16 protein-coding genes are annotated in these 24,087 nt (G+C 72.1%); 12 read left to right on the top strand and 4 right to left on the bottom strand.

Annotated elements, in window-relative coordinates; translation table 11 throughout:
* Window positions 1-6 precede the first annotated feature (6 nt).
* Window positions 7-4,074: a DUF5979 domain-containing protein gene (locus tag CLV34_RS16785; protein WP_211289470.1), complete on the bottom strand. Its 4,068-nt coding sequence runs from the start codon at window positions 4,072-4,074 to the stop codon at window positions 7-9.
* Between the two features lie 232 nt (window positions 4,075-4,306).
* Between CLV34_RS16785 and uvrB the strand changes: the two genes are divergently transcribed.
* The 5 genes from uvrB to CLV34_RS14670 all read left to right on the top strand — a co-directional run bounded on the left by uvrB (window position 4,307) and on the right by CLV34_RS14670 (window position 10,637).
* On the top strand, window positions 4,307-6,415 hold the full coding sequence (uvrB, locus tag CLV34_RS14695) for an excinuclease ABC subunit UvrB (RefSeq protein WP_100351073.1): 2,109 nt from the start codon (window positions 4,307-4,309) through the stop codon (window positions 6,413-6,415).
* 13 nt (window positions 6,416-6,428) lie between these two features.
* Window positions 6,429-6,860 (top strand): VOC family protein, encoded by a 432-nt coding sequence (locus tag CLV34_RS14690; RefSeq protein ID WP_100351072.1) that lies wholly within the window; start codon window positions 6,429-6,431, stop codon window positions 6,858-6,860.
* Window positions 6,857-8,473, top strand: a complete 1,617-nt coding sequence (locus CLV34_RS17290) for a nucleoside/nucleotide kinase family protein (RefSeq protein WP_342747241.1) — start codon at window positions 6,857-6,859, stop codon at window positions 8,471-8,473. Before CLV34_RS14690 ends, CLV34_RS17290 begins: the two co-directional genes overlap by 4 nt.
* 144 nt (window positions 8,474-8,617) lie before the next feature.
* Window positions 8,618-9,649, top strand: a complete 1,032-nt coding sequence (locus CLV34_RS14675; RefSeq protein WP_100351071.1) for a TerC family protein — start codon at window positions 8,618-8,620, stop codon at window positions 9,647-9,649.
* A 4-nt stretch (window positions 9,650-9,653) separates the two neighbouring features.
* Window positions 9,654-10,637, top strand: a complete 984-nt coding sequence (locus CLV34_RS14670) for a TerC family protein (protein WP_100351070.1) — start codon at window positions 9,654-9,656, stop codon at window positions 10,635-10,637.
* A 34-nt stretch (window positions 10,638-10,671) separates the two neighbouring features.
* Here CLV34_RS14670 and CLV34_RS14665 read toward each other — a convergent pair whose 3' ends face one another.
* Window positions 10,672-10,980, bottom strand: coding sequence for a YciI family protein (locus tag CLV34_RS14665; protein WP_342747240.1), 309 nt, complete (start codon window positions 10,978-10,980; stop codon window positions 10,672-10,674).
* A gap of 10 nt (window positions 10,981-10,990) precedes the next feature.
* Window positions 10,991-11,698, bottom strand: a complete 708-nt coding sequence (locus CLV34_RS14660; RefSeq protein WP_100351068.1) for an MBL fold metallo-hydrolase — start codon at window positions 11,696-11,698, stop codon at window positions 10,991-10,993.
* Between CLV34_RS14660 and uvrA the strand changes: the two genes are divergently transcribed.
* The gene (gene uvrA / locus CLV34_RS14655) at window positions 11,697-14,696 is read left to right on the top strand and encodes an excinuclease ABC subunit UvrA (protein ID WP_100351067.1); all 3,000 of its coding nucleotides are present in this window, start codon (window positions 11,697-11,699) and stop codon (window positions 14,694-14,696) included. The two genes, CLV34_RS14660 and uvrA, sit on opposite strands and share 2 nt — an antisense overlap.
* A 34-nt stretch (window positions 14,697-14,730) precedes the next feature.
* Here the strand turns inward: uvrA and CLV34_RS14650 are convergent, their stop codons facing one another.
* Complete coding sequence (locus CLV34_RS14650) at window positions 14,731-15,234, bottom strand: OsmC family protein (protein ID WP_100351066.1); 504 nt, start codon at window positions 15,232-15,234, stop codon at window positions 14,731-14,733.
* A gap of 237 nt (window positions 15,235-15,471) precedes the next feature.
* On the opposite strand from CLV34_RS14650, the gene CLV34_RS14645 reads away from it, so the two are divergent.
* The 6 genes from CLV34_RS14645 (at window position 15,472) to gap (ending at window position 24,032) form a co-directional block, all read left to right on the top strand.
* Window positions 15,472-17,571, top strand: a complete 2,100-nt coding sequence (locus CLV34_RS14645; protein WP_100351065.1) for a glycoside hydrolase family 18 protein — start codon at window positions 15,472-15,474, stop codon at window positions 17,569-17,571.
* Window positions 17,572-17,675: 104 nt separating this feature from the next.
* A complete protein-coding gene (gene uvrC / locus CLV34_RS14640) occupies window positions 17,676-19,730 on the top strand; it encodes an excinuclease ABC subunit UvrC (protein ID WP_100351064.1) in 2,055 nt (684 codons plus the stop codon).
* Entirely contained in the window at window positions 19,727-20,665 is a 939-nt protein-coding gene (rapZ, locus tag CLV34_RS14635) for an RNase adapter RapZ (RefSeq protein ID WP_100351063.1), read from the top strand. Before uvrC ends, rapZ begins: the two co-directional genes overlap by 4 nt.
* Window positions 20,662-21,675, top strand: a complete 1,014-nt coding sequence (locus CLV34_RS14630; RefSeq protein WP_100351062.1) for a gluconeogenesis factor YvcK family protein — start codon at window positions 20,662-20,664, stop codon at window positions 21,673-21,675. The genes rapZ and CLV34_RS14630 overlap by 4 nt, the downstream gene beginning before the upstream one ends.
* 60 nt (window positions 21,676-21,735) lie before the next feature.
* Entirely contained in the window at window positions 21,736-22,716 is a 981-nt protein-coding gene (whiA, locus tag CLV34_RS14625) for a DNA-binding protein WhiA (protein WP_100351061.1), read from the top strand.
* Window positions 22,717-23,027: 311 nt separating this feature from the next.
* Entirely contained in the window at window positions 23,028-24,032 is a 1,005-nt protein-coding gene (gene gap, locus CLV34_RS14620; protein ID WP_100351060.1) for a type I glyceraldehyde-3-phosphate dehydrogenase, read from the top strand.
* The last annotated feature ends 55 nt before the right edge of the window (window positions 24,033-24,087 follow it).

The raw sequence follows: 24,087 nt of genomic DNA, 5'->3' as shown, positions 1-24,087 counted from the left end.
TCGGCGTCAGGCCCGCCGGCGGCGGGTGATCACCACGGCCAGCACGCCGGTCGTGAGCAGGAGCAGCGCGGCGATCCCGACGAGCGTGACCTGCGCCCCGGTCGTCGCGAGGTCGTCCGACGGGGTCGTCGGCACCGGTGCGGGCGTCGTCGGAGCCGGCGTGGTGGGTGCCGCCGTCGAGTGCGTCGGGGTGGGCGTCGGTGTGGGCGTGGGCGTGGGCGCCACGAACTCGTTGGTCACGGTGACGACCTGGGCGGTGCCGTCGTCCTCGGCGATCGTGACGGTCGCCGGGTCGATGACGGGGTCGGCCCAGGTGCCGTTGTCGTCCGTGGGGGTGTCCTCGGAGACCGTGCAGGTGGTGCCGACAGGGAACCCGGTGATCGGGTCGCTGGACTCCCCGCCGCTGAGCGTCACGGTGCCCGAGTCGTCACCGGCGGTGTTCGCCGCCGAGCAGGACCAGTCGATGTCGAAGCTCGTCGTCGACGCCCCCGGGTCGCCGGTCACGGCCTTGGCGATGGTGAACCCGCCGACCGCCTGGGTGAAGGTGTTCGTCACCGTCACGACGGTCGCGGACGGCTCGCCCGCCGCGATCGTGATGCTGTCCGGGCTGATCGTCGGGGTGGCCCAGGTGCCGTTGTCGTCGGTCGGGGTGTCCTCGCTCACCGTGCAGGTGGTGCCGACGGGGAACCCGGTGACCTCGTCCGTGTCACCGTCCTCGAGCGTCACGGTGCCCGAGTCGTCACCGGCGGTGTTCGCCGCCGAGCAGGACCAGTCGATGTCGAAGCTCGTCGTCGACGCGCCGTCGTCACCGGTCACGGCCTTCGAGATGGTGAAACCGCCCACCGTGGCCGTGAAGTCGTTGGTCACGGTGACGACCTGGGCGGTGCCGTCGTCCTCGGCGATGGTGATGCTGTCCGGGCTGATGACGGGGTCGGCCCAGGTGCCGTTGTCGTCGGTGGGGGTGTCCTCGGCCACGGTGCAGGTCGTGCCGACGGGGAACCCGGTGATCGGGTCGCTCGACTCGCCGTCCGTGAGGGTGACCGTTCCGGAGTCGTCGCCGTCGGCGTTCGGGGCGTCGCACGACCAGTCGATGTCGAAGCTCGTCGTGGAGGCGCCCGGGTCACCGGTCACGGCCTTCGCGATCGTGAACCCGCCGACGGCCTGCGTGAACGTGTTCGTCACCGTCACGACGGTCGCGGACGCGTCGCCCTCGGTGATGACGAAGTCGCCGTCCGGGTCGATCGACGAGTCCCAGGTGCCGTTGTCGTCGGTGGGGGTGTCCTCGGCCACGGAGCAGGTGGTGCCCGTCGGGAAGCCGTCGAACGTCGCCGAGGCGCCGTCCTCGAGGGACCAGGTGCCCGACGACTCGCCGTCGGCGTTCTCGGCGTCGCACGTCCAGGTACCCGTGAAGGTGCTGGTCGACGCGCCGGGGTCGCCGGTGACGTCCTTGGTGACGGTGAAACCGCCCACCGCGTGCGTGAACGTGTTCGTCACCGTCACGACCTGCGTGCTGCCGTCACCCTCCTCGATGGTGACGCTGTCCGGGTCGATCGTCGGGGTGGACCACGTGCCGTCGTCGTCGCTCGGGGTGTCCTCCGAGAACGTACAGGTGGTGCCGGTCGGGAACCCGGCCACGGACTCCGACTCACCGGCCCCGATCGTCACGGTGCCGGAGTCGTCGCCGGCGGCGTTGGGGGCGTCGCACGACCAGTCGATGTCGAAGCTCGTGGTCGACGCGCCCGGGTCACCCTCGACCACCTTGGTGATGGTGAACCCGCCCACGGCGTGCGTGAACGTGTTCGTCACCGTCACGACGGTCGTGGACGCGTCGCCCTCGGTGATGACGAAGTCGCCGTCCGGGTCGATCGACGAGTCCCAGGTGCCGTTGTCGTCGGTGGGGGTGTCCTCGGCCACGGAGCAGGTGGTGCCCGTCGGGAAGCCGTCGAGCTCGAGGCTGTCGCCGTCCGACAGCGACCAGGTGCCCGACGAGTCGCCGTCGGCGTTCTCGGCGTCACAGGTCCAGGTGCCCGTGAACGTCGTGGTCGAGGCGCCGGAGTCACCCTCGACGTCCTTGGTGATCGTGAACCCGCCCACGGCGTGCGTGAAGTCGTTGGTCACGGTGACGACCTGGGCGGTGCCGTCGTCGTCCGCGATCGTGACGGTGGTGGGGGAGACGACCGGGTCGGCCCACGTGCCGTTGTCGTCCGTCGGGGTGTCCTCCGTCACGGTGCACGTCGTGCCGACGGGGAAGCCCGTGATGGTCGAGCTCGTGCCGTCGCTGACGGTGACGGTCCCGGAGTCGTCGCCGGCGGCGTTCGGCGCGTCACAGCTCCAGTCGACGTCGAAGGACGTCGTCGACGCGCCGTCGTCGCCCGTGACCGCCTTGGTGATGGTGAAGCCGCCGCGCTGCAGGGTGGCGGTGTTGGTCACCGCGACCGCCGTGACCGTGTTCTCCGCGCCGATCGTGACCGGGTTGGGAGAGATGGTCGGCGTGCCCCAGTCGATGCCGTCGACGGATGGGAACGTGGGCTCGGACAGGGTGACCTCGTCGCCCTGTGCGAGCTCCGGCCCGTTGACCGGTGTGCCGTCGGCGAGGACGGTGAGGTCGCCGGCCGTGCCGAGGTTCGGGCTGTCGGCCGGCCCGGTGACCTCGTAGTGGACCGTGAACGCGGTGTCGGCGGGGACGGAGTCGGCGCCGTCGCCGGTGATGGTCTTCGCGACCGAGAACGTCGCGGGGACGATCGCGACGCAGCCGAGCTGTCCGGTGAACGGGTACGAGTGGTTCTCGGTGCCGGTGCTCGCGCCGACGCCCGCGCCGCCGTCGTTGACCATGCTGCCCGGCGTGTAGATGCGTCCGTTCGTCCCGGCCACGCCGACGGTCAGCGTCGAGCCGGGCTGACCCATGAGGACCGCGCCGGGCAGCTGCAGCGGACCACCGAGTCGCACGGAGGTCGCGTTCGGGTAGTTGAAGAGGACCTGGTCGCGCCACGCGGGTGCGTAGTCCGAGCTCCCGTCGACCGTGACGTTCGAGACGAACTGCGCGACTGCGCCTGCGGCGTTGGTGTTGAGCAGGATCGTCGCGGTCGTCGGGATGCCCGTGACGTCCACGTCGACCGGCGAGCCGGCCGTACCGAGCGTCGCGGGCAGGTCGAACACCACCAGCTGGCCCGTGCCCGGTCCGGTGAGCGTCATCGTGCCGCCGGAGATCGAGACCGTGCCGTGCGTGACGCTCAGCGTGCCGCCGAGGTTCTCCGCCGTCGCGACGTCCGGGTCGCTCAGGGGGGCGTAGCACTGCTGCGAGTAGGTCGCCATGGTGCCGTCCGCGCCGAACAGGTCGTCGTAGTGGTCGTCGGTGAGGACGGACGTGTCGGTGTAGACGGCGTTCTGGAACTGCGTGGGCGGGGTCTGGTTGGCGGTGTCGACCGACTGGCCGAGCTGCCCGTACTGCGTGCTCGACGGGACTGCGGCGTCTCGGAAGTTGTGGGCACCGCCGACGCGGATGTCGCCGGTCCGGTAGGGCGCGATGGCCGTGCCGACGTTGACGGTGGACGTCGACGGCGTGACGGTGGCGTCACCGCCCACGATCAGCCAGTCCGCCCGGTCGGCAGGGATGACCCCGCTCCCGATGGCCCAGCCGACGTTGTACGTCTTGTCGAAGGACGCGTTGCCGTTGACGACGAGCAAGCCCTCCGTCTCGGCCGCGGTGCCGGTGACCGAGAAGTCTCCACCGACGATGACGTTGGGGGCGTCGTCGGTGCCGTTGATCGTGGCGGTCTTGTCGTCGGCCCACCCCTGGCAGTTGCCGGCCTCGTCCGGGGCGGGGTCGGGGACGCACGGACCCCAGCCGTCGTTCGCGTCCTCGCCCGACGGCGACGGTCCGGGAAGGATCCCGGACGACGGCGGGAGCAGGCCGGAGACCGTGGCCGCGTCGGCGGGGGGCGCCGACGACACGGAGGCCGCGACGTACGTCAGCGAGCCGGCGAGGACGAGCGCGAGCGCCCCGGAGGCGGCAGCGAGCCGGCGGCCGACGACGCGTCGCGGTGCGCGTCCGTGCCGCGGGGAGGTGGGGGTCATGAGCGGGCCTCCTTGATCGTGCGGCACCCACGCCCGTCGCCCGGGCGTCCTGCTTGCCGTGCTGCCTGCATCACATCTCGCAATTCTTCGTCTGCCTTCCCCCGGTGCATGACGTGTGTCACGTTATGCGGATTGTCCTGCGGCGGCGCGGTGGGCGCTCGGTCTGTGACCCCGTCGTGACGGGTGAAACCACGGATCACCACGTGTCGGTGGCGCGTCGTACGTTGGACACATGCGTCCCGTCACCGACCTGCAGCGAACCGTCGCCCCGTTCGAGGTGGTGTCCGAGTACACGCCGTCGGGTGACCAGCCGCAGGCGATCGCGGAGCTGACGCAGCGCCTGCGGGCAGGCGAGAAGGACGTCGTCCTGCTCGGGGCGACCGGAACGGGCAAGTCGGCGACCACCGCGTGGCTCATCGAGCAGGTGCAGCGCCCGACGCTCGTCATGGCGCCCAACAAGACGCTCGCCGCGCAGCTCGCGACGGAGTTCCGTGAGCTGCTGCCGAACAACGCGGTCGAGTACTTCGTCTCGTACTACGACTACTACCAGCCCGAGGCGTACATCGCGCAGACGGACACCTACATCGAGAAGGACTCGTCGATCAACGACGAGGTCGAGCGGCTGCGGCACTCGGCGACGAGCTCGCTCCTGACGCGCCGCGACACGATCGTGGTCGCGTCGGTCTCGTGCATCTACGGCCTGGGCACGCCGCAGGAGTACGTCGACCGCATGGTCCGGCTCGACGTCGGCGACCAGGTCGAGCGAGACGTCCTGCTCCGGCAGTTCGTCACGATGCAGTACACGCGCAACGACATGGCGTTCACGCGCGGCACGTTCCGCGTGCGGGGCGACACCGTCGAGATCATCCCGGTGTACGAGGAGCTCGCGATCCGCATCGAGTTCTTCGGCGACGAGATCGAGAACATCCAGCTGCTGCACCCCGTCAGCGGCGACGTCGTGCGGTCCGAGCAGTCGACCTTCATCTTCCCGGCGACGCACTACGTGGCCGGCCCCGAGCGCATGGAGCGCGCCATCGGGTCCATCGAGGCCGAGCTCGCCGACCGGCTCGCGGAGCTCGAGCGGCAGAACAAGCTGCTCGAGGCGCAGCGGCTGCGCATGCGCACCACCTACGACATCGAGATGATGCGGCAGATCGGCAGCTGCTCGGGGATCGAGAACTACTCCCGGCACATCGACGGCCGCGCTCCGGGCACCGCCCCCAACACCCTGCTGGACTACTTCCCCGAGGACTTCCTGCTGGTCATCGACGAGTCGCACGTGACGGTCCCACAGATCGGCGCGATGTACGAGGGCGACATGTCGCGCAAGCGCAACCTCGTCGACTTCGGGTTCCGACTGCCCAGCGCGATGGACAACCGGCCCCTGCGCTGGGAGGAGTTCGTCGAGCGCATCGGGCAGACCGTCTACCTGTCCGCGACGCCGGGCGACTACGAGCTGGCCCAGGCGGACGGCGTCGTCGAGCAGATCATCCGCCCCACGGGCCTCGTCGACCCGGAGGTCGTCGTCAAGCCCACGAAGGGCCAGATCGACGACCTGCTCGGCGAGATCCGCGAGCGCGTCGACCGTGACGAGCGCGTCCTCGTCACCACCCTCACCAAGAAGATGGCAGAAGACCTCACCGACTACCTGCTCGACAAGGACGTCCGGGTCCGCTACCTCCACTCGGAGGTCGACACGCTGCGCCGCGTCGAGCTGCTGCGCGAGCTGCGTCTCGGCCTGTACGACGTCCTGGTGGGCATCAACCTGCTCCGCGAGGGTCTCGACCTGCCCGAGGTGTCGCTCGTCGCGATCCTCGACGCCGACAAGGAGGGCTTCCTGCGCTCGGGCAAGTCGCTCATCCAGACCATCGGGCGTGCGGCGCGCAACGTGTCCGGCCAGGTGCACATGTACGCCGACAAGAAGACGCCGGCGATGGAGCTGGCGATCGAGGAGACGAACCGTCGCCGCGAGCGGCAGCTCGCGTACAACACCGAGCACGGGATCGACCCGACGCCGCTGCGCAAGAAGATCGCCGACGTGACCGACATGCTCGCCCGCGAGGACATGGACACCCAGGAGCTCCTCGCGACGGGGTACCGCCAGCCCGGCAAGGGCCGCGGCCGCGGTGGGGCCCCGGCCGCCGGGGCGACCAAGGAGGGCGTGACGACGAACCGGCTCGCGGTCGGCGCCGCGAGCGACCTCGCCGGACTCATCCAGGAGATGACCGACCAGATGCACGCCGCGGCCGGCGAGCTGCAGTTCGAGCTCGCGGCCCGGCTGCGCGACGAGATCGGGGACCTCAAGAAGGAGCTCCGGCAGATGCAGGCCGCGACGGCCTGAGAGGGGGAGCAGCATGGCGATCCAGGTGCAGGTCACGTTCGACGCGCACGACCCGGCGGCGCTGGGAGAGTTCTGGTGCGCCGCGCTCGGCTACGTGCGGCAGCCGCCGCCCGACGGGTTCGCGTCGTGGGACGACGCGCTCGACGCCTGGGGCGTGCCGCCGGACCAGCGAGACTCCGCGAACGCGCTCGTCGACCCCGACGGCGTCGGCCCGCGTCTCTTCCTCCAGCAGGTGCCGGAACCCAAGACCGCGAAGAACCGGGTGCACCTCGACCTGAACGTCGGGCGGTCCGCCCCCGAGGGCGTCGCGCCGCAGGACGCGGTGCGGGCGCACGTCGCACGGCTCGTCGCGCTCGGCGCCACCGTCGTCGCGGAGCGCGAGGTGCGCGGCGAGTCGTGGGTCGTCCTCCAGGATCCCGAGGGCAACGAGCTCTGCGTGCAGTGACGGCCGACCTTCCACAGGGCCTGTTCGTCGGCCTGACCACGCTCGACGTCGTCCACCGCGCGACGCGCCCCGACCGCAACACCAAGGTCACGGCGAGCCGGCAGGACGTGGCCGCCGGTGGCCCGGCAGCGAACGCCGCCGTGACGTTCGCGGCGCTCGGCGGCAGGCCCACCCTGCTCACCGCACTCGGCGACGGGGCAGCCGCCCGCGCCGCCCGCTCCGACCTGGAGGGGCACGGCGTCCGCGTCGTCGACGTCGCCCCGGACGGTTACGAGCTCGCGATCTCGGCGGTCCTCGTCGACGACGCGTCCGGGGAGCGGTCCGTCGTCTCGCCGGACGCGGGCCGCACGCCCGTCGCGGCGCCCGCCCCGGCGGTGCTCGCCGACCTGCTGGCCGCTGCGGCCGACCCCGGCGTCGTCCTGCTCGACGGGCACCACCCCGCGCTCGCGCACGCCGTCCTCGACGCGCTGGACGCGCGGGCCGGGCGCGCTCCCGTCGTCCTCGACGCCGGTCGGTGGAAGCCGTGGCTCGCCGAGCTCGTGCCACGCTGCACCACCGTCGTCGCGTCGGCCGACTTCCGGGTCGGCGGGATCGGCGGGGCCGACGACGTCGGGCCGGCCCTGCTCGCTGCGGGCGTGCCGCAGGTCGCGGTGACCCACGGCGGCGACCCCGTCGTGTGGTGGACGAGCCCGGCCGGTTCCGCCGGCCCGTCGACCGACGCCCCGACCGCAGCCTCCGGGACGGTGCCCGTCCCGCGCGTGACCGCCGTCGACACCCTCGCCGCCGGGGACGTGTTCCACGGAGCGCTCGCGCACGCGCTCGCGGTCGGCGACGGCTTCGTCGTCGCGCTCGGTGCGGCCGCACGGGTCGCGGCGCGTCGTGTCCAGGTCGTCGGCCCGCGCACCTGGCTCGCCGACCTCCCGGGCGCCGTCCCGTCCGCGCTCGTCGAGCCCACCGTGGGTGAGCTCACCGCGGACGCTCTCGTCGCGCGCGCCGCACGGCTGCACGCCGACGCGCGCGCGGACGGCCGCCGCCGCATCCTCGGCATCACCGGGGCGCCCGGCGCGGGCAAGTCGACGCTCGCCGCGGCGCTCGCGGCCGCCCTGCACGAGCAGGGCCTCGCGGTCGCGGTCGTCGGCCAGGACGGGTTCCACCTGGCCCAGCACGAGCTCGAGCGGCTCGACCGGGCCGACCGCAAGGGCGCGCCGGACACGTTCGACGTGCCCGGCTACGTCGCGCTGCTGGGCCGCCTGCGGGGCGCCGGCCCGCACGACCCACCCGTCTGGGCGCCGGTGTTCCGGCGTGACCTCGAGGAGCCGGTCGGGTCGGCCGTGCCGGTGGGCGCCGACGTCCCCCTCGTCGTCACCGAGGGGAACTACCTGCTGCTCGACCGGGGCGGCTGGCAGGACGTCAGCCCGCTGCTCGACGAGGTGTGGTCGGTCGAGCCGGACGACACCGAACGGGTCGAGCGTCTCGTCGCCCGTCACGTCGAGCACGGGCGCTCGCCCGCCGCGGCGCGTGCCTGGGTCGAGCGGTCCGACGAGGCGAACGCGGCGCTCGTGCGGGCCGTCGCGTCCCGGGCCGACCTGAGGGTTCGCGTCATGCGTCCGTAACACCCGTCGGGTAGCCTCACGGCAGCGAAGGGGAGTACTCCCGACTGCTGCGACTCGTCATCACGAGCGGTCCCACGACCGTTCCGGGGAGCAGGCCCACGGGCGGAGGAGACCTTCGGTACCTACTGTCGTACCGGAGGTCTCGTGGACGTTTCCCTGTGGGTCTGGCTCGTCACCGTCGCGGTGATCCTCGCGATGCTCGCCGTCGACTTCGTCGGGCACGCGCGCGTGCCGCACGCACCCAGCATGCGCGAGTCCGCCACCTGGTCGGCTGCCTACGTGGCCGTGGCCCTCGTCTTCGGCGGGCTCGTCTGGGTCGGCTGGGGCGGCGAGTACGCCGGCGAGTACTTCGCCGGGTACGTCACCGAGAAGTCGCTCTCGATCGACAACCTGTTCGTGTTCGTGCTGATCATGGCGACGTTCCGCGTGCCCCGGGTGGTGCAGCAGAAGGTCCTGCTGTTCGGCATCACGGTCGCGCTGGTGCTGCGCACCGTATTCATCCTGCTCGGCGCGGCGCTCATCGAGAACTTCAGCTGGGTCTTCTACGTGTTCGGCGCGTTCCTGCTGTGGACGGCGTGGTCGCAGGTGCGGCACGCCCGCGCCGGCGACGAGGAGGAGTTCCACGAGAACGGCGTCCTGCGGCTCGCCCGCCGGGTGCTGCCCGTCACCGACGACTTCGTCGACGACAAGATGGTCGTGCGCCGCGCCGGACGACGCCTCGTCACCCCGCTGCTGTTCGTCATGATCGCCATCGGCAGCGCGGACGTCCTGTTCGCCGTCGACTCGATCCCCGCGATCTTCGGCCTCACGCAGGAGACGTACCTCGTGTTCGCCGCGAACGCGTTCTCGCTGCTCGGCCTGCGCCAGCTGTACTTCCTCGTCGACGGGCTGCTCGACCGGCTCGTGTTCCTCGCCTACGGGCTTGCGGCGATCCTCGGGTTCATCGGCGTCAAGCTCGTGCTGCACGCCTTGCACACCAACGAGCTCCCGTTCGTCAACGGCGGCGAGCACGTCGACGTCCCCGAGGTGTCCACGGCCCTCTCGCTCGGCTACATCGCCGTCGTGCTGACGGTGACCACGGTCCTCAGCCTGTGGGTAGACGCCCGCCGCCAGCGCGCGGCGGCCGCCGCGACACCGCCCGCCGAGGCACCGACCGACGCCCGGAAGGACGCCTGACGCCGTGCACGAGATCCCCGGCTGGTTCGAGGCCACGAGCCTGACCGTCTTCGGGGTGCTCCTGCTCGCCGACCTGTGGTTCGTGGCGCGGCGCCCGCACGTGCCGAGCGTGCGCGAGTGCACCGCATGGATCGGCTTCTACGTCGGGCTCGCGCTGGTCTACGGGGTCGCGCTGTGGGCCGTCGCCGGCTCTGCCCCGGCCACCGAGTTCTACGCCGGCTGGCTCACCGAGTACAGCCTGTCCGTCGACAACCTGTTCGTGTTCGTGCTGGTCATGGCGTCGTTCGCCGTGCCGCGGGACCAGCAGCAACGCGTGCTCATGGTGGGCATCGTCGTCGCGCTCGTGCTCCGCGGGGTCTTCATCACGCTCGGCGCCGCGATCATCGACCACTTCACCTGGGTGTTCTACCTGTTCGGCGCGTTCCTCGTGTACACGGCCGCGCAGCTGGTGCGCGGCGGCGGGGACGACGACGAGTACCGCGAGAACGCTCTCGTCCGCGTGGCGCGCCGCGTCCTGCCGATGACCGACCGGTACGACGGCGGGCACCTCGTCACGACCGTCGACGGGCGCCGCCTGCTCACGCCGCTGCTGCTCGTGTTCGTCGCGATCGGGACGACCGACCTGCTGTTCGCGTTCGACTCGATCCCCGCGATCTTCGGCCTCACCCAGGACCCGTACATCGTGTTCATGACGAACCTGCTCGCCCTCATGGGCCTGCGGCAGCTGTACTTCCTGCTGGGCGGGCTGCTCGACCGGCTCGTCTACCTGCCCGTCGGGCTCGCCGTCATCCTCGCGTTCATCGGGGTCAAGCTCTTCCTCGAGGCGCTGCACGAGAACACGGTCGGGTTCATCAACGGCGGGCAACCCGTCGACGTCCCGGAGATCGCGACGTGGGTGTCGCTCGCCGTCATCGTCCTGGTGCTCGCGGTCACGGCTGCCGCGAGCCTGTGGAAGACGTCGCGCGACGCCGCCCGGGACGCGGACTGACCCGTCCGCCGCCGCTCACGTCCGGGGCGAAGGGTCAGAGCTCGTCCGACCACGGCCCCATGACCGGGTCCCAGCGGCGGGCTGAGCGCGCCGCGACGACGCCGGTCGCGAGGAACGGGTCGTCGTCGAGCACGGCGAGCGCCCCGTCGGCGTCGGGTGCGCGCACGACGAGCAGCGCGCCGTCCGGCTCGCCCTCGGCCGCGCCGAGCGGACCGGACGCGGCGAGCACGCCCGCGTCGAGCAGCTCGCGCAGGTGCGCACGGTGCGCGGGCCGGTGCTCGTCACGCAGCGCGACGTCGTCGGAGTAGGCGTAGGACACGGCGAAGAACGGCATGGGGGTCATTCAAGCAGCCTCACCAGCCCCGCTGCTCCCACGTGTCGAGGTGCGGTCGCTCCGTCGCGAGCGTCGTGGGGGCACCGTGCCCGGGCAGCACCAGCGCGTCGGGGTACGGCGCGAACAGGCGCTCGCGGACGTCGGTGAGCAGCGCGGTGAAACGGGCCTGGTCGTGCTGCGTGTTCCCGACGCCGCCGGGGAACAGCGAGTCGCCCGTGAGCACGACGACGCCGCCCGGGACGTCCTGCGGGGCGTCCGGGCGGTGGCCGGGGACGGCGGGCGCCGTGGGGGAGCCGTGCACGAGCGCGACCGACCCGGGCGTGTGGCCGCGCAGGGCCACGATCTCGAGGAGAGCGCCGCCCAGGACGAACCGGTCCGCGTGCCCGAGCCGCAGGTCGACGGGGCAGCCGGTGGCCTCGGTGACGGCGTCCGCGTCCTCGGCGCCGGTGGCGACCCGGGCCCCGGTCGCGGCCACGACCGCGGCCAGCGCGCCGACGTGGTCGGGGTGGCGATGGGTCGTGACGACGGTCTCCAGCCGCCCCGTGCCGTGGGCGGCCACCAGGGCGAGCAGCCGCTCGGGCTCGGCGGCGGCGTCGACGAGCGCCTGGGTGCCCGTGACCGGGCACGTCAGCAGGTACGCGACGTTGTCCATGGGCCCGACGTGGAGCGCGCGCACCGTGAGCGTGGGCAGGGTCCAGAGGTCGTCACCGAGGTCGTCGTGCACCATGCGCACATCCTCGCACCCGACGCGCGACGTGTCCGGGGTCACCTCGAACACCCGTACGAGTGTCGGTGGGGCGACCTACGATGTCGTGGTGACCAACTCCGCCGTCGCGCACTCCTCCGACCGTCTCTCGAATCGTCTGGTGATCCAGGGCGCCCGCGAGCACAACCTGCGCAGCGTCGACCTCGACCTGCCGCGCGACGCGCTCATCGTGTTCACCGGCCTCTCCGGGTCCGGCAAGTCGTCGCTCGCGTTCGACACGATCTTCGCCGAGGGGCAGCGCCGCTACGTCGAGTCGCTGTCCGCGTACGCGCGCCAGTTCCTCGGGCAGATGGACAAGCCCGACGTCGACTTCATCGAGGGCCTGTCGCCGGCCGTGTCGATCGACCAGAAGACGACCAACCGCAACCCGCGCTCGACGGTGGGCACCATCACCGAGGTCTACGACTACCTCCGCCTCCTGTTCGCGCGCGCCGGCACGCAGCACTGCCCGGTCTGCGGCGAGAAGGTCACCGCCCAGACCCCGCAGCAGATCGTCGACCGCGTCCTCGAGCTGCCCGAGGGCACCCGCTACCAGGTGCTCGCCCCGGTCGTCCGCGGCCGCAAGGGCGAGTACGTCGAGCTGTTCAAGGAGCTCCAGTCCAAGGGCTTCGCCCGCGCTCGCGTCGACGGCGAGGTCGTCAGCCTCACCGACCCGCCCACGCTCGAGAAGAACCTCAAGCACGACATCGAGGTCGTCGTCGACCGCCTCGTCGCCCGCGAGGGCGTGCAGCGCCGCCTCACCGACTCCGTCGAGACCGCCCTGCCGCTGTCCGGCGGCATCGTCCTCGTCGAGCTCGTCGACGCCGACATCGACGACCTCGAGCGCGTGCGCCGGTTCTCCGAGAAGCGCGCCTGCCCGAACGACCACGAGCTCACGCTCGACGAGATCGAACCCCGCACCTTCTCGTTCAACGCGCCCTACGGCGCCTGCCCGGAGTGCACCGGCATCGGGTTCCGGCTCGAGGTCGACCCCGAGCTCGTCGTCCCCGACGACGAGAAGACTCTCGCCGAGGGCGCCGTCGCGCCGTGGGCGCAGATCTCGTCCGAGTACTTCGAGCGCGTGCTGTCGGCGCTCTCGGACGATCTCGGCTTCTCGATGGACGTGCCGTGGCGCGCCCTGCCGGCGCGCGCCAAGAAGGCGGTGCTGCACGGGCAGGACCACAAGGTCCACGTCCGGTACAAGAACCGCTGGGGGCGCGAGCGCCAGTACTCCACGGGCTTCGAAGGCGTCATCACGTTCCTCGAGCGCCGCCACTCCGAGACGGAGTCGGAGTGGTCGAAGGAGAAGTACGAGGCCTTCATGCGCGAGGTCCCGTGCCCGGCCTGCGACGGCGCGCGGCTCAAGCCCGAGGTGCTCGCGGTGAAGGTCGGCGGCCGCTCCATCGCCGAGGTCTGCCGCCTGCCGCTGCGCGAGGCGCACACGTTCCTCGGCGCGCTCGAGCTGGGCGAGCGCGAGCGGCAGATCGCCGCCGAGGTGCTCAAGGAGATCGCGGCGCGGCTCGGGTTCCTGCTCGACGTCGGCCTGGACTACCTGTCGCTCGAGCGTCCCGCCGGCACCCTGTCGGGCGGCGAGGCGCAGCGCATCCGGCTCGCGACCCAGATCGGGTCGGGTCTCGTGGGCGTGCTGTACGTGCTGGACGAGCCGTCGATCGGCCTGCACCAGCGTGACAACCGGCGCCTCATCGAGACGCTCACGCGCCTGCGCGACCTGGGCAACACGCTCATCGTCGTCGAGCACGACGAGGACACGATCCGCACGGCCGACTGGATCGTCGACATCGGCCCGGGCGCGGGGGAGCACGGCGGGCACGTCGTGCACTCGGGCGGCCTGCAGGGCCTGCTCGACTCCAGCACGTCGCTCACCGGCGCGTACCTCGCCGGTCGCCGTTCGATCGCGACGCCGGGCGAGCGCCGCCCGGTGGACACGAAGCGCCAGGTGACGGTCGTGGGCGCGCGCGAGCACAACCTGCAGAACGTCGACGTGTCGTTCCCGCTCGGCGTGCTGACCGCGGTGACCGGCGTGTCGGGCTCGGGCAAGTCGACGCTCGTGAACTCGATCCTCTACACGGTCATGGCGAACGAGCTGAACGGCGCCCGCCAGGTCGCCGGCCGGCACAAGCGTGTCACCGGGCTCGACCAGCTCGACAAGGTGGTGCACGTCGACCAGGGGCCGATCGGGCGCACGCCGCGGTCCAACCCGGCGACCTACACGGGCGTGTGGGACCACGTGCGCAAGCTCTTCGCGGAGACGACCGAGGCGAAGGTGCGCGGGTACACGCCCGGGCGGTTCTCGTTCAACGTCAAGGGCGGGCGCTGCGAGGCGTGCTCGGGTGACGGGACCATCAAGATCGAGATGAACTTCCTCCCGGACGTCTACGTGCCGTGCGAGGTCTGCCACGGCGCGCGGTACAACCGCGAGACGCTCGAGGTGCACTTCAAGGGCAAGACCGTGGCGGACGTGCTCGACATGCCGATCGAGGAGGCGTCCGAGTTCTTCGCGGCGGTCCCCGCCATCGCCCGTCACCTGCGCACGCTCGTCGACGTCGGTCTCGGGTACGTCCGCCTGGGTCAGCCGGCGCCGACGCTGTCGGGTGGCGAGGCGCAGCGCGTCAAGCTTGCGAGCGAGCTGCAGAAGCGGTCGAGCGGCCGCACCGTGTACGTGCTCGACGAGCCGACGACGGGACTGCACTTCGAGGACGTCCGCAAGCTGCTGCTGATGCTCCAGAGCCTCGTGGACAAGGGCAACACCGTCATCGTCATCGAGCACAACCTCGACGTCATCAAGTCGGCCGACTGGGTGATCGACCTCGGCCCCGAGGGCGGGTCGGGCGGCGGTCTCGTGGTCGCCGAGGGCACGCCCGAGCACGTCGCGACCGTGCCCGCGAGCCACACGGGCCGGTTCCTCGCCGAGGTGCTGGGCGCCGGCGAGCCGGGGACCGCGGAGCGCCGCACCGCCTGACGCGGACCGCCCGACGCGCGCCGGCCCAGGGTCGTCAGGCGGTGGTGCGAGAGGCCACGTGCGGCGGCGCCGGCTCGACGTGCACGGGGAAGTTCACCGACCGCGCCAGGAAGCAGTGGTCGTGCGCGCGCCGGTGGAGCGCGGTGAGCGCGGCGTCGTCCGGGCGCGCGCCGTCCGGGACCACGTCGACGGTGACTCGCGGGCGCAGCGTGACGTCGGTGAACTGGCCCTCGCCGCCGGACTCGACCCGCATGCTGCCGGACGCGTCGTCGACGTACTCGCGCACGACCACCCCGGCTGCCGCTGCCAGGTGCAGGAACCAGAGCATGTGGCACTGCGCGAGGCTCGCGACGAACAGCTCCTCCGGGCTGTACCGGGTGGGGTCGCCGCGGAACGCCGGGTCGGCCGACCCGGGCAGCGGGGGACGGCCCGGCAGGGTGACGTCGTGGTCGCGGCTGTACGCGGTGTAGGACGACGTGCCGCTCTCGCCGGCTCCCGTCCACCGCACCTGGAGGTGGTACCCGTGCTGTGCGCTCATGGCCGCCACCCTAGCCAGCCGTGATGCGCGTCACAGTTCGAGGCGCCGGACCGACACCGTGATCGACGCCGTGACCGGTTCCGCGGGTACGGAACGATGATTCGGACGATCAAGACATCTCGCCGCGCGCGGACACGTGTCCGGCAGATGGACGCCTTCTTGACAGCCGTGGGCGGACGGGAGAAAGGTCCGCTAACAAATACCTGTGCATCAATCCCTGCGACGACGGAGTCGATCATGGAACGCACCACAGCACGACGGCGCCGGCTCGCCCGGGTCGCCGCTCTCCTGTCCACCGCGGTGCTCGCCGGAGCGGCCGTGCTGGTCGCCGGCCCGGCGGGCGCGGCCGACGGCGAGCTCGCCGCCAACGGCGGCTTCGAGTCGGGCCTCACCGGATGGTCGTGCGCCGCGAGCAGCGGGCAGGCCGTCTCGACCCCGGTGCACACCGGCACGGGAGCGCTCAAGGCCACGCCCGCCGGCAGCGACAACGCCCAGTGCAGCCAGACCGTCACGGTCCAGCCGAACGCCACCTACACCCTCAGCGCGTGGGTACAGGGCTCGTACGTCTACCTCGGCGAGAGCGGTGCCACAGCGTCTCCCGTGACGACCTGGACCCCGTCGGCCGCCACGTGGCAGAAGCTCAGCCTGACGTTCACGACGTCCGCCACGGCCTCCACCGCGACGATCTTCCTGCACGGCTGGTACGGCCAGCCCGCGTACGTCGTCGACGACGTGAGCCTGGTCGGTCCCGGCGGCGGCACCACGACGCCGACCATCCCGGCGGCCCCGACCGGCCTGAAGGTCGGGACCGCCACGTCGTCGTCCGTCCCGCTGTCATGGACCGCCGTGTCGGGCGCCACCGGCTACGCGGTCTACCGGGACGGGACGAAGGTGTCGACGACCACGTCCCCGTCGACGACGGTGTCCGGGCTGGCGGCCGCCACCGCCTACTCGTTCCAGGTGACGGCCACGAACGCCGCGGGCGAGTCCGCGAAGTCGTCGGCCGTCAGCGCGACGACGGCGTCCGGCGGTACGACGCCGACCGTGCCGGCCGCGCCCACGGGCCTCGCCGCCGGCACGACGACGACCAGCAGCGTTCCCCTCACGTGGAACGCCGTCTCGGGCGCCACCGGCTACGCGGTCTACCGGGACGGGACGAAGGTGTCGACGACCACGTCCCCGTCGACGACGGTGTCCGGGCTGGCGGCCGCCACCGCCTACTCGTTCCAGGTGACGGCCACGAACGCCGCGGGCGAGTCCGCGAAGTCGTCGGCCGTGACCGCCACGACCGCGACGAGCGGCGGGGGGACCGGCGGCGGCGCGCTCCCCACGCACGCGCTGGTCGGCTACCTGCACGCGTCGTTCGCGAACGGGGCGGGGTACGTCCGCATGGCCGACGTGCCGTCGTCGTGGGACGTCATCGACCTCGCGTTCGGCGAGCCGACGTCGGTCACGTCGGGCGACATCCGGTTCACGCGGTGCAAGGTCAGCGAGTGCCCGAACGTCGAGTCCGACGCCGACTTCAAGGCGGCGATCGCCGCGAAGCGCGCCGCCGGCAAGAAGGTCCTGCTCTCCATCGGCGGGCAGAACGGCCAGGTCCAGCTGACGACGACCGCCGCGCGCGACGCGTTCGTCAGCTCGGTGAGCACCATCATCGACACGTGGGGCCTCGACGGCGTCGACATCGACTTCGAGGGCCACTCGCTGTCGCTCAACACGGGTGACAACGACTTCCGCAGCCCGACCACCCCGGTGGTCGTCAACCTCATCTCGGCGCTCAAGTCCCTCAAGGCGAAGTACGGCGCCGGGTTCGTCCTGACGATGGCACCCGAGACGTTCTTCGTCCAGAACGGCTACCAGTACTACGGCTCCGGCCCGTGGGGCGGGCAGGACCCGCGCTGCGGCGCCTACCTCCCGGTCATCTACGCGCTGCGCGACGACCTCACCCTGCTGCACGTCCAGGACTACAACTCGGGCTCGATCATGGGCCTCGACGACCAGTACCACTCGATGGGCGGCGCGGACTTCCACATCGCGATGACGGACATGCTGCTCACCGGGTTCCCGGTCGCGAAGGACACCACCAAGATGTTCCCCGCGCTGCGCCCCGACCAGGTCGCCATCGGCCTGCCCGCCAACTCGTACGCGGGCAACGGGTACACGTCGCCCGCCGACGTCACCACGACGCTCAACTGCCTCACCAAGGGCACCGGGTGCGGCAGCTACAAGACCCATGGCACCTGGCCGGGTCTGCGCGGCCTCATGACGTGGTCGATCAACTGGGACCTGTACAACGGGAGCCCGTTCACGAAGAACTTCGACGCCTACTGGCCGTGACGACCCGCTGACACGTCGGACGCCCGTCCCCGCACCCCGGGGGCGGGCGTCCGTCGTCCCCGGCCGGCGGCGTCGGTGTCGGCCCCGCGAACTAGGCTCGGGGCATGCCCGATCCTGCGACCTACCGGCCCGCGCCGGGAGAGATCCCCACCGACCCGGGCGTCTACCGGTTCCGCGACCCGCACGGGCGCGTCGTCTACGTCGGCAAGGCGAAGAACCTGCGCTCGCGCCTCGCGAACTACTTCCAGGACGTCGCGAACCTCCACCCGCGCACCCAGTCCATGGTCACCACGGCCGCGTCGGTCGAGTGGACCGTCGTCGGCACCGAGGTCGAGGCGCTCGCCCTCGAGTACTCCTGGATCAAGGAGTTCGACCCGCGGTTCAACGTCAAGTACCGCGACGACAAGTCCTACCCGTACCTCGCCGTCACGATGGGCGAGGAGTTCCCCCGCGCGCAGGTCATGCGGGGCGCCAAGCGCAAGGGCACCCGCTACTTCGGCCCCTACGGCCACGCCTGGGCCATCCGCGAGACCCTCGACCTGCTGCTCCGCGTCTTCCCGATCAGGACCTGCTCCGCCGGCGTGTTCCGGCGCGCCCAGCAGACCGGACGACCCTGCCTGCTCGGCTACATCGACAAGTGCTCCGCACCCTGCGTCGGCCGCGTCGACGCGGACGAGCACCGGGCGCTCGCGGCCGACTTCTGCGACTTCATGGCGGGCGACACCGCGAAGTTCGTCAAGAGGCTCACCGCACGCATGCAGGAGGCCGCCCAGGCGATGGAGTACGAGCAGGCGGCCCGCCTGCGCGACGACATCGCCGCCCTCGAGCGGGCCACCGAGAAGAACGCCGTCGTGCTCGGCGACGGCACCGACGCGGACGTGTTCGCGCTCGCGGGCGACGAGCTCGAGGCGGCCGTCCAGGTGTTCCACGTGCGCGGCGGTCGCATCCGCGGCCAGCGCGGCTGGGTCGTCGAGAAGGTCGAGGACGTCACGGACGCCGACCTCGTCGAGCACCTCCTCCAGCAGGTGTACGGCACCGCGGTGCCCGACGAGCGCGGCACGTCCGACGCGGTGCCGCGCGAGGTCCTCGTGCCCGAGCTGCCGAGCAACCTCGACGACGTCGTCGCGTGGCTCAGCGGACTGCGGGGCGCCAGGGTGTCCGTCCGGGTGCCGCAGCGCGGCGACAAGCGCGACCTCGCCGCGACGGTGCACCGCAACGCGGAGCAGGCCCTGGCGCTGCACCGCACCCGCCGTGCGGGCGACCTCACCACCCGGTCGCAGGCGCTCCGCGAGATCCAGGAGGCGCTCGACCTCGACACCGCGCCCCTGCGCATCGAGTGCTACGACATCTCGACCACGCAGGGCACGTACCAGTCGGCGTCGATGGTCGTCTTCGAGGACGGGCTGCCCCGCAAGAGCGAGTACCGCCGGTTCTCCGTCCGGGGCCCCGACGGCGACGGCGCCCGTGACGACACCGCCGCCATGCACGAGGTCATCACGCGACGGTTCCGCCGCTACCTGCAGGACCGCGACGGCCAGTCCGACGTCGAGCTCGACTCCGTCGAGGAGGACGCCGCAGGCCGGGGGGGCGCCGTGCCCGCCGAGGCGGGAGCCAAGCGGTTCGCGTACCCGCCGAACCTCGTCGTCGTCGACGGCGGCCCGCCGCAGGTCGCCGCCGCCGCCCGCGCGCTCGACGAGCTCGGCATCACCGACGTCGCCCTCTGCGGCCTCGCCAAGCGCCTCGAGGAGGTCTGGGTGCCGGGGGAGGAGTACCCCGTGATCCTCGAACGCTCCTCCGAGGGGCTGTACCTGCTGCAGCGAGTGCGGGACGAGGCCCACCGGTTCGCGATCACGTTCCACCGGTCGCGCCGCGGCAAGGGCATGACCGTCTCCGTCCTCGACGACGTCCCCGGCCTCGGCCCGGCCCGGCAGAAGGCGCTGCTGCGCCAGTTCGGTTCCGTGAAGCGGCTGCGCGCCGCCAGCGCCGAGGAGATCGCGACTGTCCCCGGCTTCGGGGACGCGCTCGCCCGCGCCGTCGTCGCCGCCCTCGCGCCCGAGCCGGAGACGGCTGCCCGCGCGCCCGAGCCGGAGACGGCCGCCCGCGCGCCCGACCAGGACACGCCCGCGCGGCAGCCGCCTGCTGGCATGCTGGACACGTGACGACCGAGCCCGACCCCCTGACCGTCCCCGCCGGCATCCCCGCCGTGGAGGCCGCCACCGCGCCCCCCGCGCACCACGACCGCGAGCTCGTCCTCGTGACCGGGGTGTCGGGCGCCGGCCGCAGCCGCGCGGCCGCCGTCCTCGAAGACCTCGGCTGGTACGTCGTCGACAACCTCCCGCCGCGCATGATCGTGCCGCTCGTCGACCTCATGACGCGCAGCGACAGCTCGGTCGAGCGCATCGCTGCCGTCGTCGACGCCCGCGGCGGACAGTTCTTCTCCGACCTCGACGAGGTGCTCGCGCACCTGCGCCAGGTCGGCGTCTTCTTCCGCATCCTCTACCTCGACGCGTCCGACGAGGTCCTCGTCCGCCGCTACGAGCAGGTCCGCCGCCCCCACCCCCTGCAGGGCGAAGGACGCATCCTCGACGGCCTCGGCGCCGAACGACGCCTCCTCGCCAAGGTCCAGCAGCACGCCGACGTCGTCATCGACACGTCCACGCTGTCCGTGCACGACCTCGCCCGCGAGGTCCGGGCCGCGGTCGCCGACGGTGCGCCCGACACGCTGCGCATCAACATCGTCGCCTTCGGGTTCAAGTACGGGCTGCCGCTGGACGCCGACCTCGTCGTCGACATGCGGTTCCTCGCCAACCCCTACTGGATCACCGAGCTGCGCCACCTCACCGGGCGCGACGAACCCGTCCGCGACTACGTGCTCTCCCAGCCCGGCGCGACCGAGTTCGTCGAGCGATACCTCGCCGCGCTCGAGCCCGTCCTCGCCGGGTACCTGCGCGAGGAGAAGCGCAACGTCACCATCGCCGTCGGCTGCACGGGTGGCAAGCACCGCTCCGTCGCCGTCGCCGAGGAGATGGCGCGACGGCTCCGCGACACCGGCGAGCGCGTGCTCGTCACCACTCGCGACCTGGGGAAGGAGTGAGCGCCGCGGCACGCCCGGGCGCCCGGGGGCCCGCCACCGGGCGCCACGAGCGCGCCTCCGGTCCGTCGGTCGTGGCGCTCGGCGGGGGCCACGGGCTCGCCGCGTCCCTCGAGGCCATGCGGCTCGTCGCCGGCACCCTCACCGCCGTGGTGACGGTCGCCGACGACGGCGGATCGTCCGGCCGGCTCCGCTCCGAGCTCGACGTCCTGCCGCCCGGCGACCTCCGGATGGCGCTCGCCGCCCTGTGCGACGACACGCACTGGGGACGCACGTGGCGCGACCTGATGCAGCACCGGTTCGCCACGGACGGACCGCTCGACAACCACGCGGTCGGGAACCTCATCATCGCGGCGCTGTGGGAGATGCTGGACGACCCCGTCGCGGGGCTCGACTGGGTCGGCCAGCTGCTCGGCGTGCGGGGGCGGGTGCTGCCGGTCTCGCTCGAGCCGCTCCGCATCGAGGCGGACTGCCGCGTCGGCCACGACCTCGTCACCGTCCGCGGCCAGAGCCAGGTCGCGAAGGCGCCCGGCCGGATCATGGACCTGCGGATGACACCGTCCGACCCGGCGGCGTGCCCGGAGGCCGTCGAGGCGGTCGAGGCGGCGGACTGGGTCGTGCTCGGGCCCGGGTCCTGGTACTCGTCGGTCCTGACGCACCTGCTCGTGCCGGACCTCGCCGCCGCCCTGCACAAGACGCCCGCGCGGCGCTGCGTCACGCTCAACCTCGAGCCCGAGGCCGGGGAGACCGACGGGCTGACGAGCACGGAGCACCTCGAGGTCCTGCACCGGTACGCGCCCGAGCTGCGCATCGACGTGGTCGTGGCCGACCCGTCTGCGGTCGAGGACCTCGACACGCTGGCGGACGCCGCGGGCCGCTTCGGGGCGCGGCTCCTGCTGCGCCAGGTCAGCCGCGGCGACGGCACGGCCCGGCACGACCCGCTCCGGCTCGCGGGTGCCTACCGTGACGTGTTCGAGGGCTTCCTCGGGGACGTCGGACGCCGCGCCGACTGACGCCCGCACCGGCGGCCGGTGACGTGAACGTCGCGGTGGCCGAGATGGCAGGATGACCCCATGGCGTTGACGGCACAGGTGAAGGACGAGCTGGCGCGGCTGCCCGTGGAACGCCCGTCGTACCGCAAGGCGGAGGTCGCGGCGATGCTGCGGTTCGCCAACGGCCTGCACATCATCTCGGGCCGGATCGTGGTGGAGGCGGAGCTCGACACCGCCGCGGCCGCGCGCCGGCTGCGGCAGGCCATCCTCGAGGTCTACGGGCACCACAGCGACGTCATCGTGAAGTCCGCCGGAGGCATCCAGCGCCAGCGCCGCTACGTGGTCCGCGTGGTCCGGGACGGCGAGTCGCTGGCCCGGCAGACGGGTCTGCTGGACGGTCGGGGACGCCCGGTGCGCGGTCTCGCCCCGCAGGTCGTCGCCGCGGGGGCGGGGGAGTCGGAGGCGGCGTGGCGCGGCGCGTTCCTCGCGCACGGGTCGCTCACCGAGCCGGGCCGCTCGGCGAGCCTGGAGGTCACGTGCCCGGGCCCGGAGGCGGCGCTCGCGCTCGTGGGCGCGGCGCGACGCCTCGGCGTGCAGGCGAAGTCCCGCGAGGTGCGCGGTGTCGACCGGGTCGTCATCCGCGACGGCGACGCCATCAGCGCGCTGCTCACGCGGCTCGGCGCGCACGAGACCGTCGTGGTCTGGGAGGAGCGGCGCACGCGCCGCGAGGTCCGGGGGACCGCGAACCGTCTCGCGAACTTCGACGACGCGAACCTGCGCCGCTCGGCGCGGGCGGCCGTGGCCGCCGGTGCCCGCGTGGCACGAGCGTTCGACATCCTCGGCGACGAGGTCCCCGAGCACCTGCGCGAGGCGGGCCAGCTGCGGCTCGCCAACAAGGACGCGTCGCTCGAGGAGCTCGGCCAGCGCGCCGACCCGCCCCTCACGAAGGACGCGGTGGCGGGCCGCATCCGGCGGCTGCTGGCGACCGCGGACAAGCGCGCCGAGGAGCTCGGCATCCCGGGGACGACCTCGGGCCTCGCCCCGGACCTGCTCGACCTCTGAGACGGTCCCGGCGGCCCGGTCGGGCACGTCGATCGGCTGTGTCGCGCGCCCGCGCGGCTGCGGCGGTCTGTGAGCACTCCTGCCTATCGTGCGGGGTGCGGGACGGAGCGTCTCGGCTGCAGGACACCACCGCGTCGCGTTCCGTCATCCGGTATAGGCTTGGTCATGTCGGGCGACCGTCCTGACTATGTCCCGCTCTTTCCCCAGGCTGCGGCATGCTCACGAACGGTCGTCCCCGTACGCCGATGTACGACACGTTCGACAACAACCGTGTGCGTCGGAGAAACACCGACGCGCCCTAGGAGGGCACAGTGACCATCCGCGTCGGTATCAACGGCTTCGGCCGTATCGGTCGCAACTTCTACCGGGCTCTGGTCGAGTCCGGTGCGGACATCGAGGTCGTCGGCGTCAACGACCTGACCGACAACCACACGCTCGCGCACCTGCTGAAGTACGACACGGTGCTGGGCCGCTTCCCCAAGACGGTCGACTACGACGACGACAACATCATCGTCGACGGCAAGAAGATCCGTGCGCTCGCCGAGCGCGACCCCGCGAACCTCCCCTGGGGCGAGCTGGGCGCCGACATCGTCATCGAGTCGACCGGTTTCTTCACCGACGCGACGAAGGCCAAGGCGCACATCGCCGGCGGCGCGAAGAAGGTCATCATCTCCGCCCCGGCGAAGAACGAGGACGCGACGTTCGTCATGGGCGTGAACAACGACCTGTACGACCCGGCCGCGCACCACGTCATCTCCAACGCGTCGTGCACCACGAACTGCCTCGCCCCGCTCGCGAAGGCGCTCAACGACGCGATCGGCATCGAGCGTGGCCTCATGACCACGATCCACGCCTACACGGGTGACCAGAACCTGCAGGACGGCCCGCACGGCGACCTGCGCCGCGCCCGTGCCGCCGCGCAGAACATCGTGCCGACGTCGACCGGTGCGGCCAAGGCCGTGGCCCTGGTCCTCCCGGAGCTCAAGGGCAAGCTCGACGGCTACGCGCTCCGCGTCCCCGTCATCACGGGCTCGGCCACGGACCTCACCTTCACCGCCTCGAAGGAGGTCACGGTCGAGGAGGTCAACGCCGCGGTCAAGGCTGCCTCGGAGGGCGCGCTCAAGGGTCACCTCGAGTACGTCGAGGACGAGATCGTCTCGAGCGACATCGTCACGAACCCGCACCAGAGCATCTTCGACTCGAAGCTCACCAAGGTGATCGGCGACCAGGTCAAGGTCGTCTCCTGGTACGACAACGAGTGGGGCTACTCGAACAGCCTCGTCGCGCTGACGGTCTTCGTCGGCGAGAAGCTCTGACGACGACCCGTTCGCCCCGTACGGAGCGACACCCGTGACACCGGCGCCCGCGCGG

It is taken from the genome of Luteimicrobium subarcticum, from assembly GCF_002798015.1.
GTDB classification, from domain to species: Bacteria; Actinomycetota; Actinomycetes; order Actinomycetales; family Cellulomonadaceae; genus Luteimicrobium; species Luteimicrobium subarcticum.
This window is presented reverse-complemented; position numbering and strand designations above follow the sequence as displayed.

Bases quoted from the DNA above. Each gene is read 5' to 3' on its own strand.
- CLV34_RS14645 (WP_100351065.1), top strand. From the start codon at position 15,472: ATGGAACGCACCACAGCACGACGGCGCCGGCTCGCCCGGGTCGCCGCT.
- uvrA (WP_100351067.1), top strand. From the start codon at position 11,697: ATGCGCACATCCTCGCACCCGACGCGCGACGTGTCCGGGGTCACCTCG.
- uvrB (WP_100351073.1), top strand. From the start codon at position 4,307: ATGCGTCCCGTCACCGACCTGCAGCGAACCGTCGCCCCGTTCGAGGTG.
- CLV34_RS14650 (WP_100351066.1), bottom strand. From the start codon at position 15,234: ATGAGCGCACAGCACGGGTACCACCTCCAGGTGCGGTGGACGGGAGCC.
- CLV34_RS14665 (WP_342747240.1), bottom strand. From the start codon at position 10,980: ATGACCCCCATGCCGTTCTTCGCCGTGTCCTACGCCTACTCCGACGAC.
- uvrC (WP_100351064.1), top strand. From the start codon at position 17,676: ATGCCCGATCCTGCGACCTACCGGCCCGCGCCGGGAGAGATCCCCACC.
- CLV34_RS14660 (WP_100351068.1), bottom strand. From the start codon at position 11,698: ATGGTGCACGACGACCTCGGTGACGACCTCTGGACCCTGCCCACGCTC.
- whiA (WP_100351061.1), top strand. From the start codon at position 21,736: ATGGCGTTGACGGCACAGGTGAAGGACGAGCTGGCGCGGCTGCCCGTG.
- CLV34_RS16785 (WP_211289470.1), bottom strand. From the start codon at position 4,074: ATGACCCCCACCTCCCCGCGGCACGGACGCGCACCGCGACGCGTCGTC.
- CLV34_RS14690 (WP_100351072.1), top strand. From the start codon at position 6,429: ATGGCGATCCAGGTGCAGGTCACGTTCGACGCGCACGACCCGGCGGCG.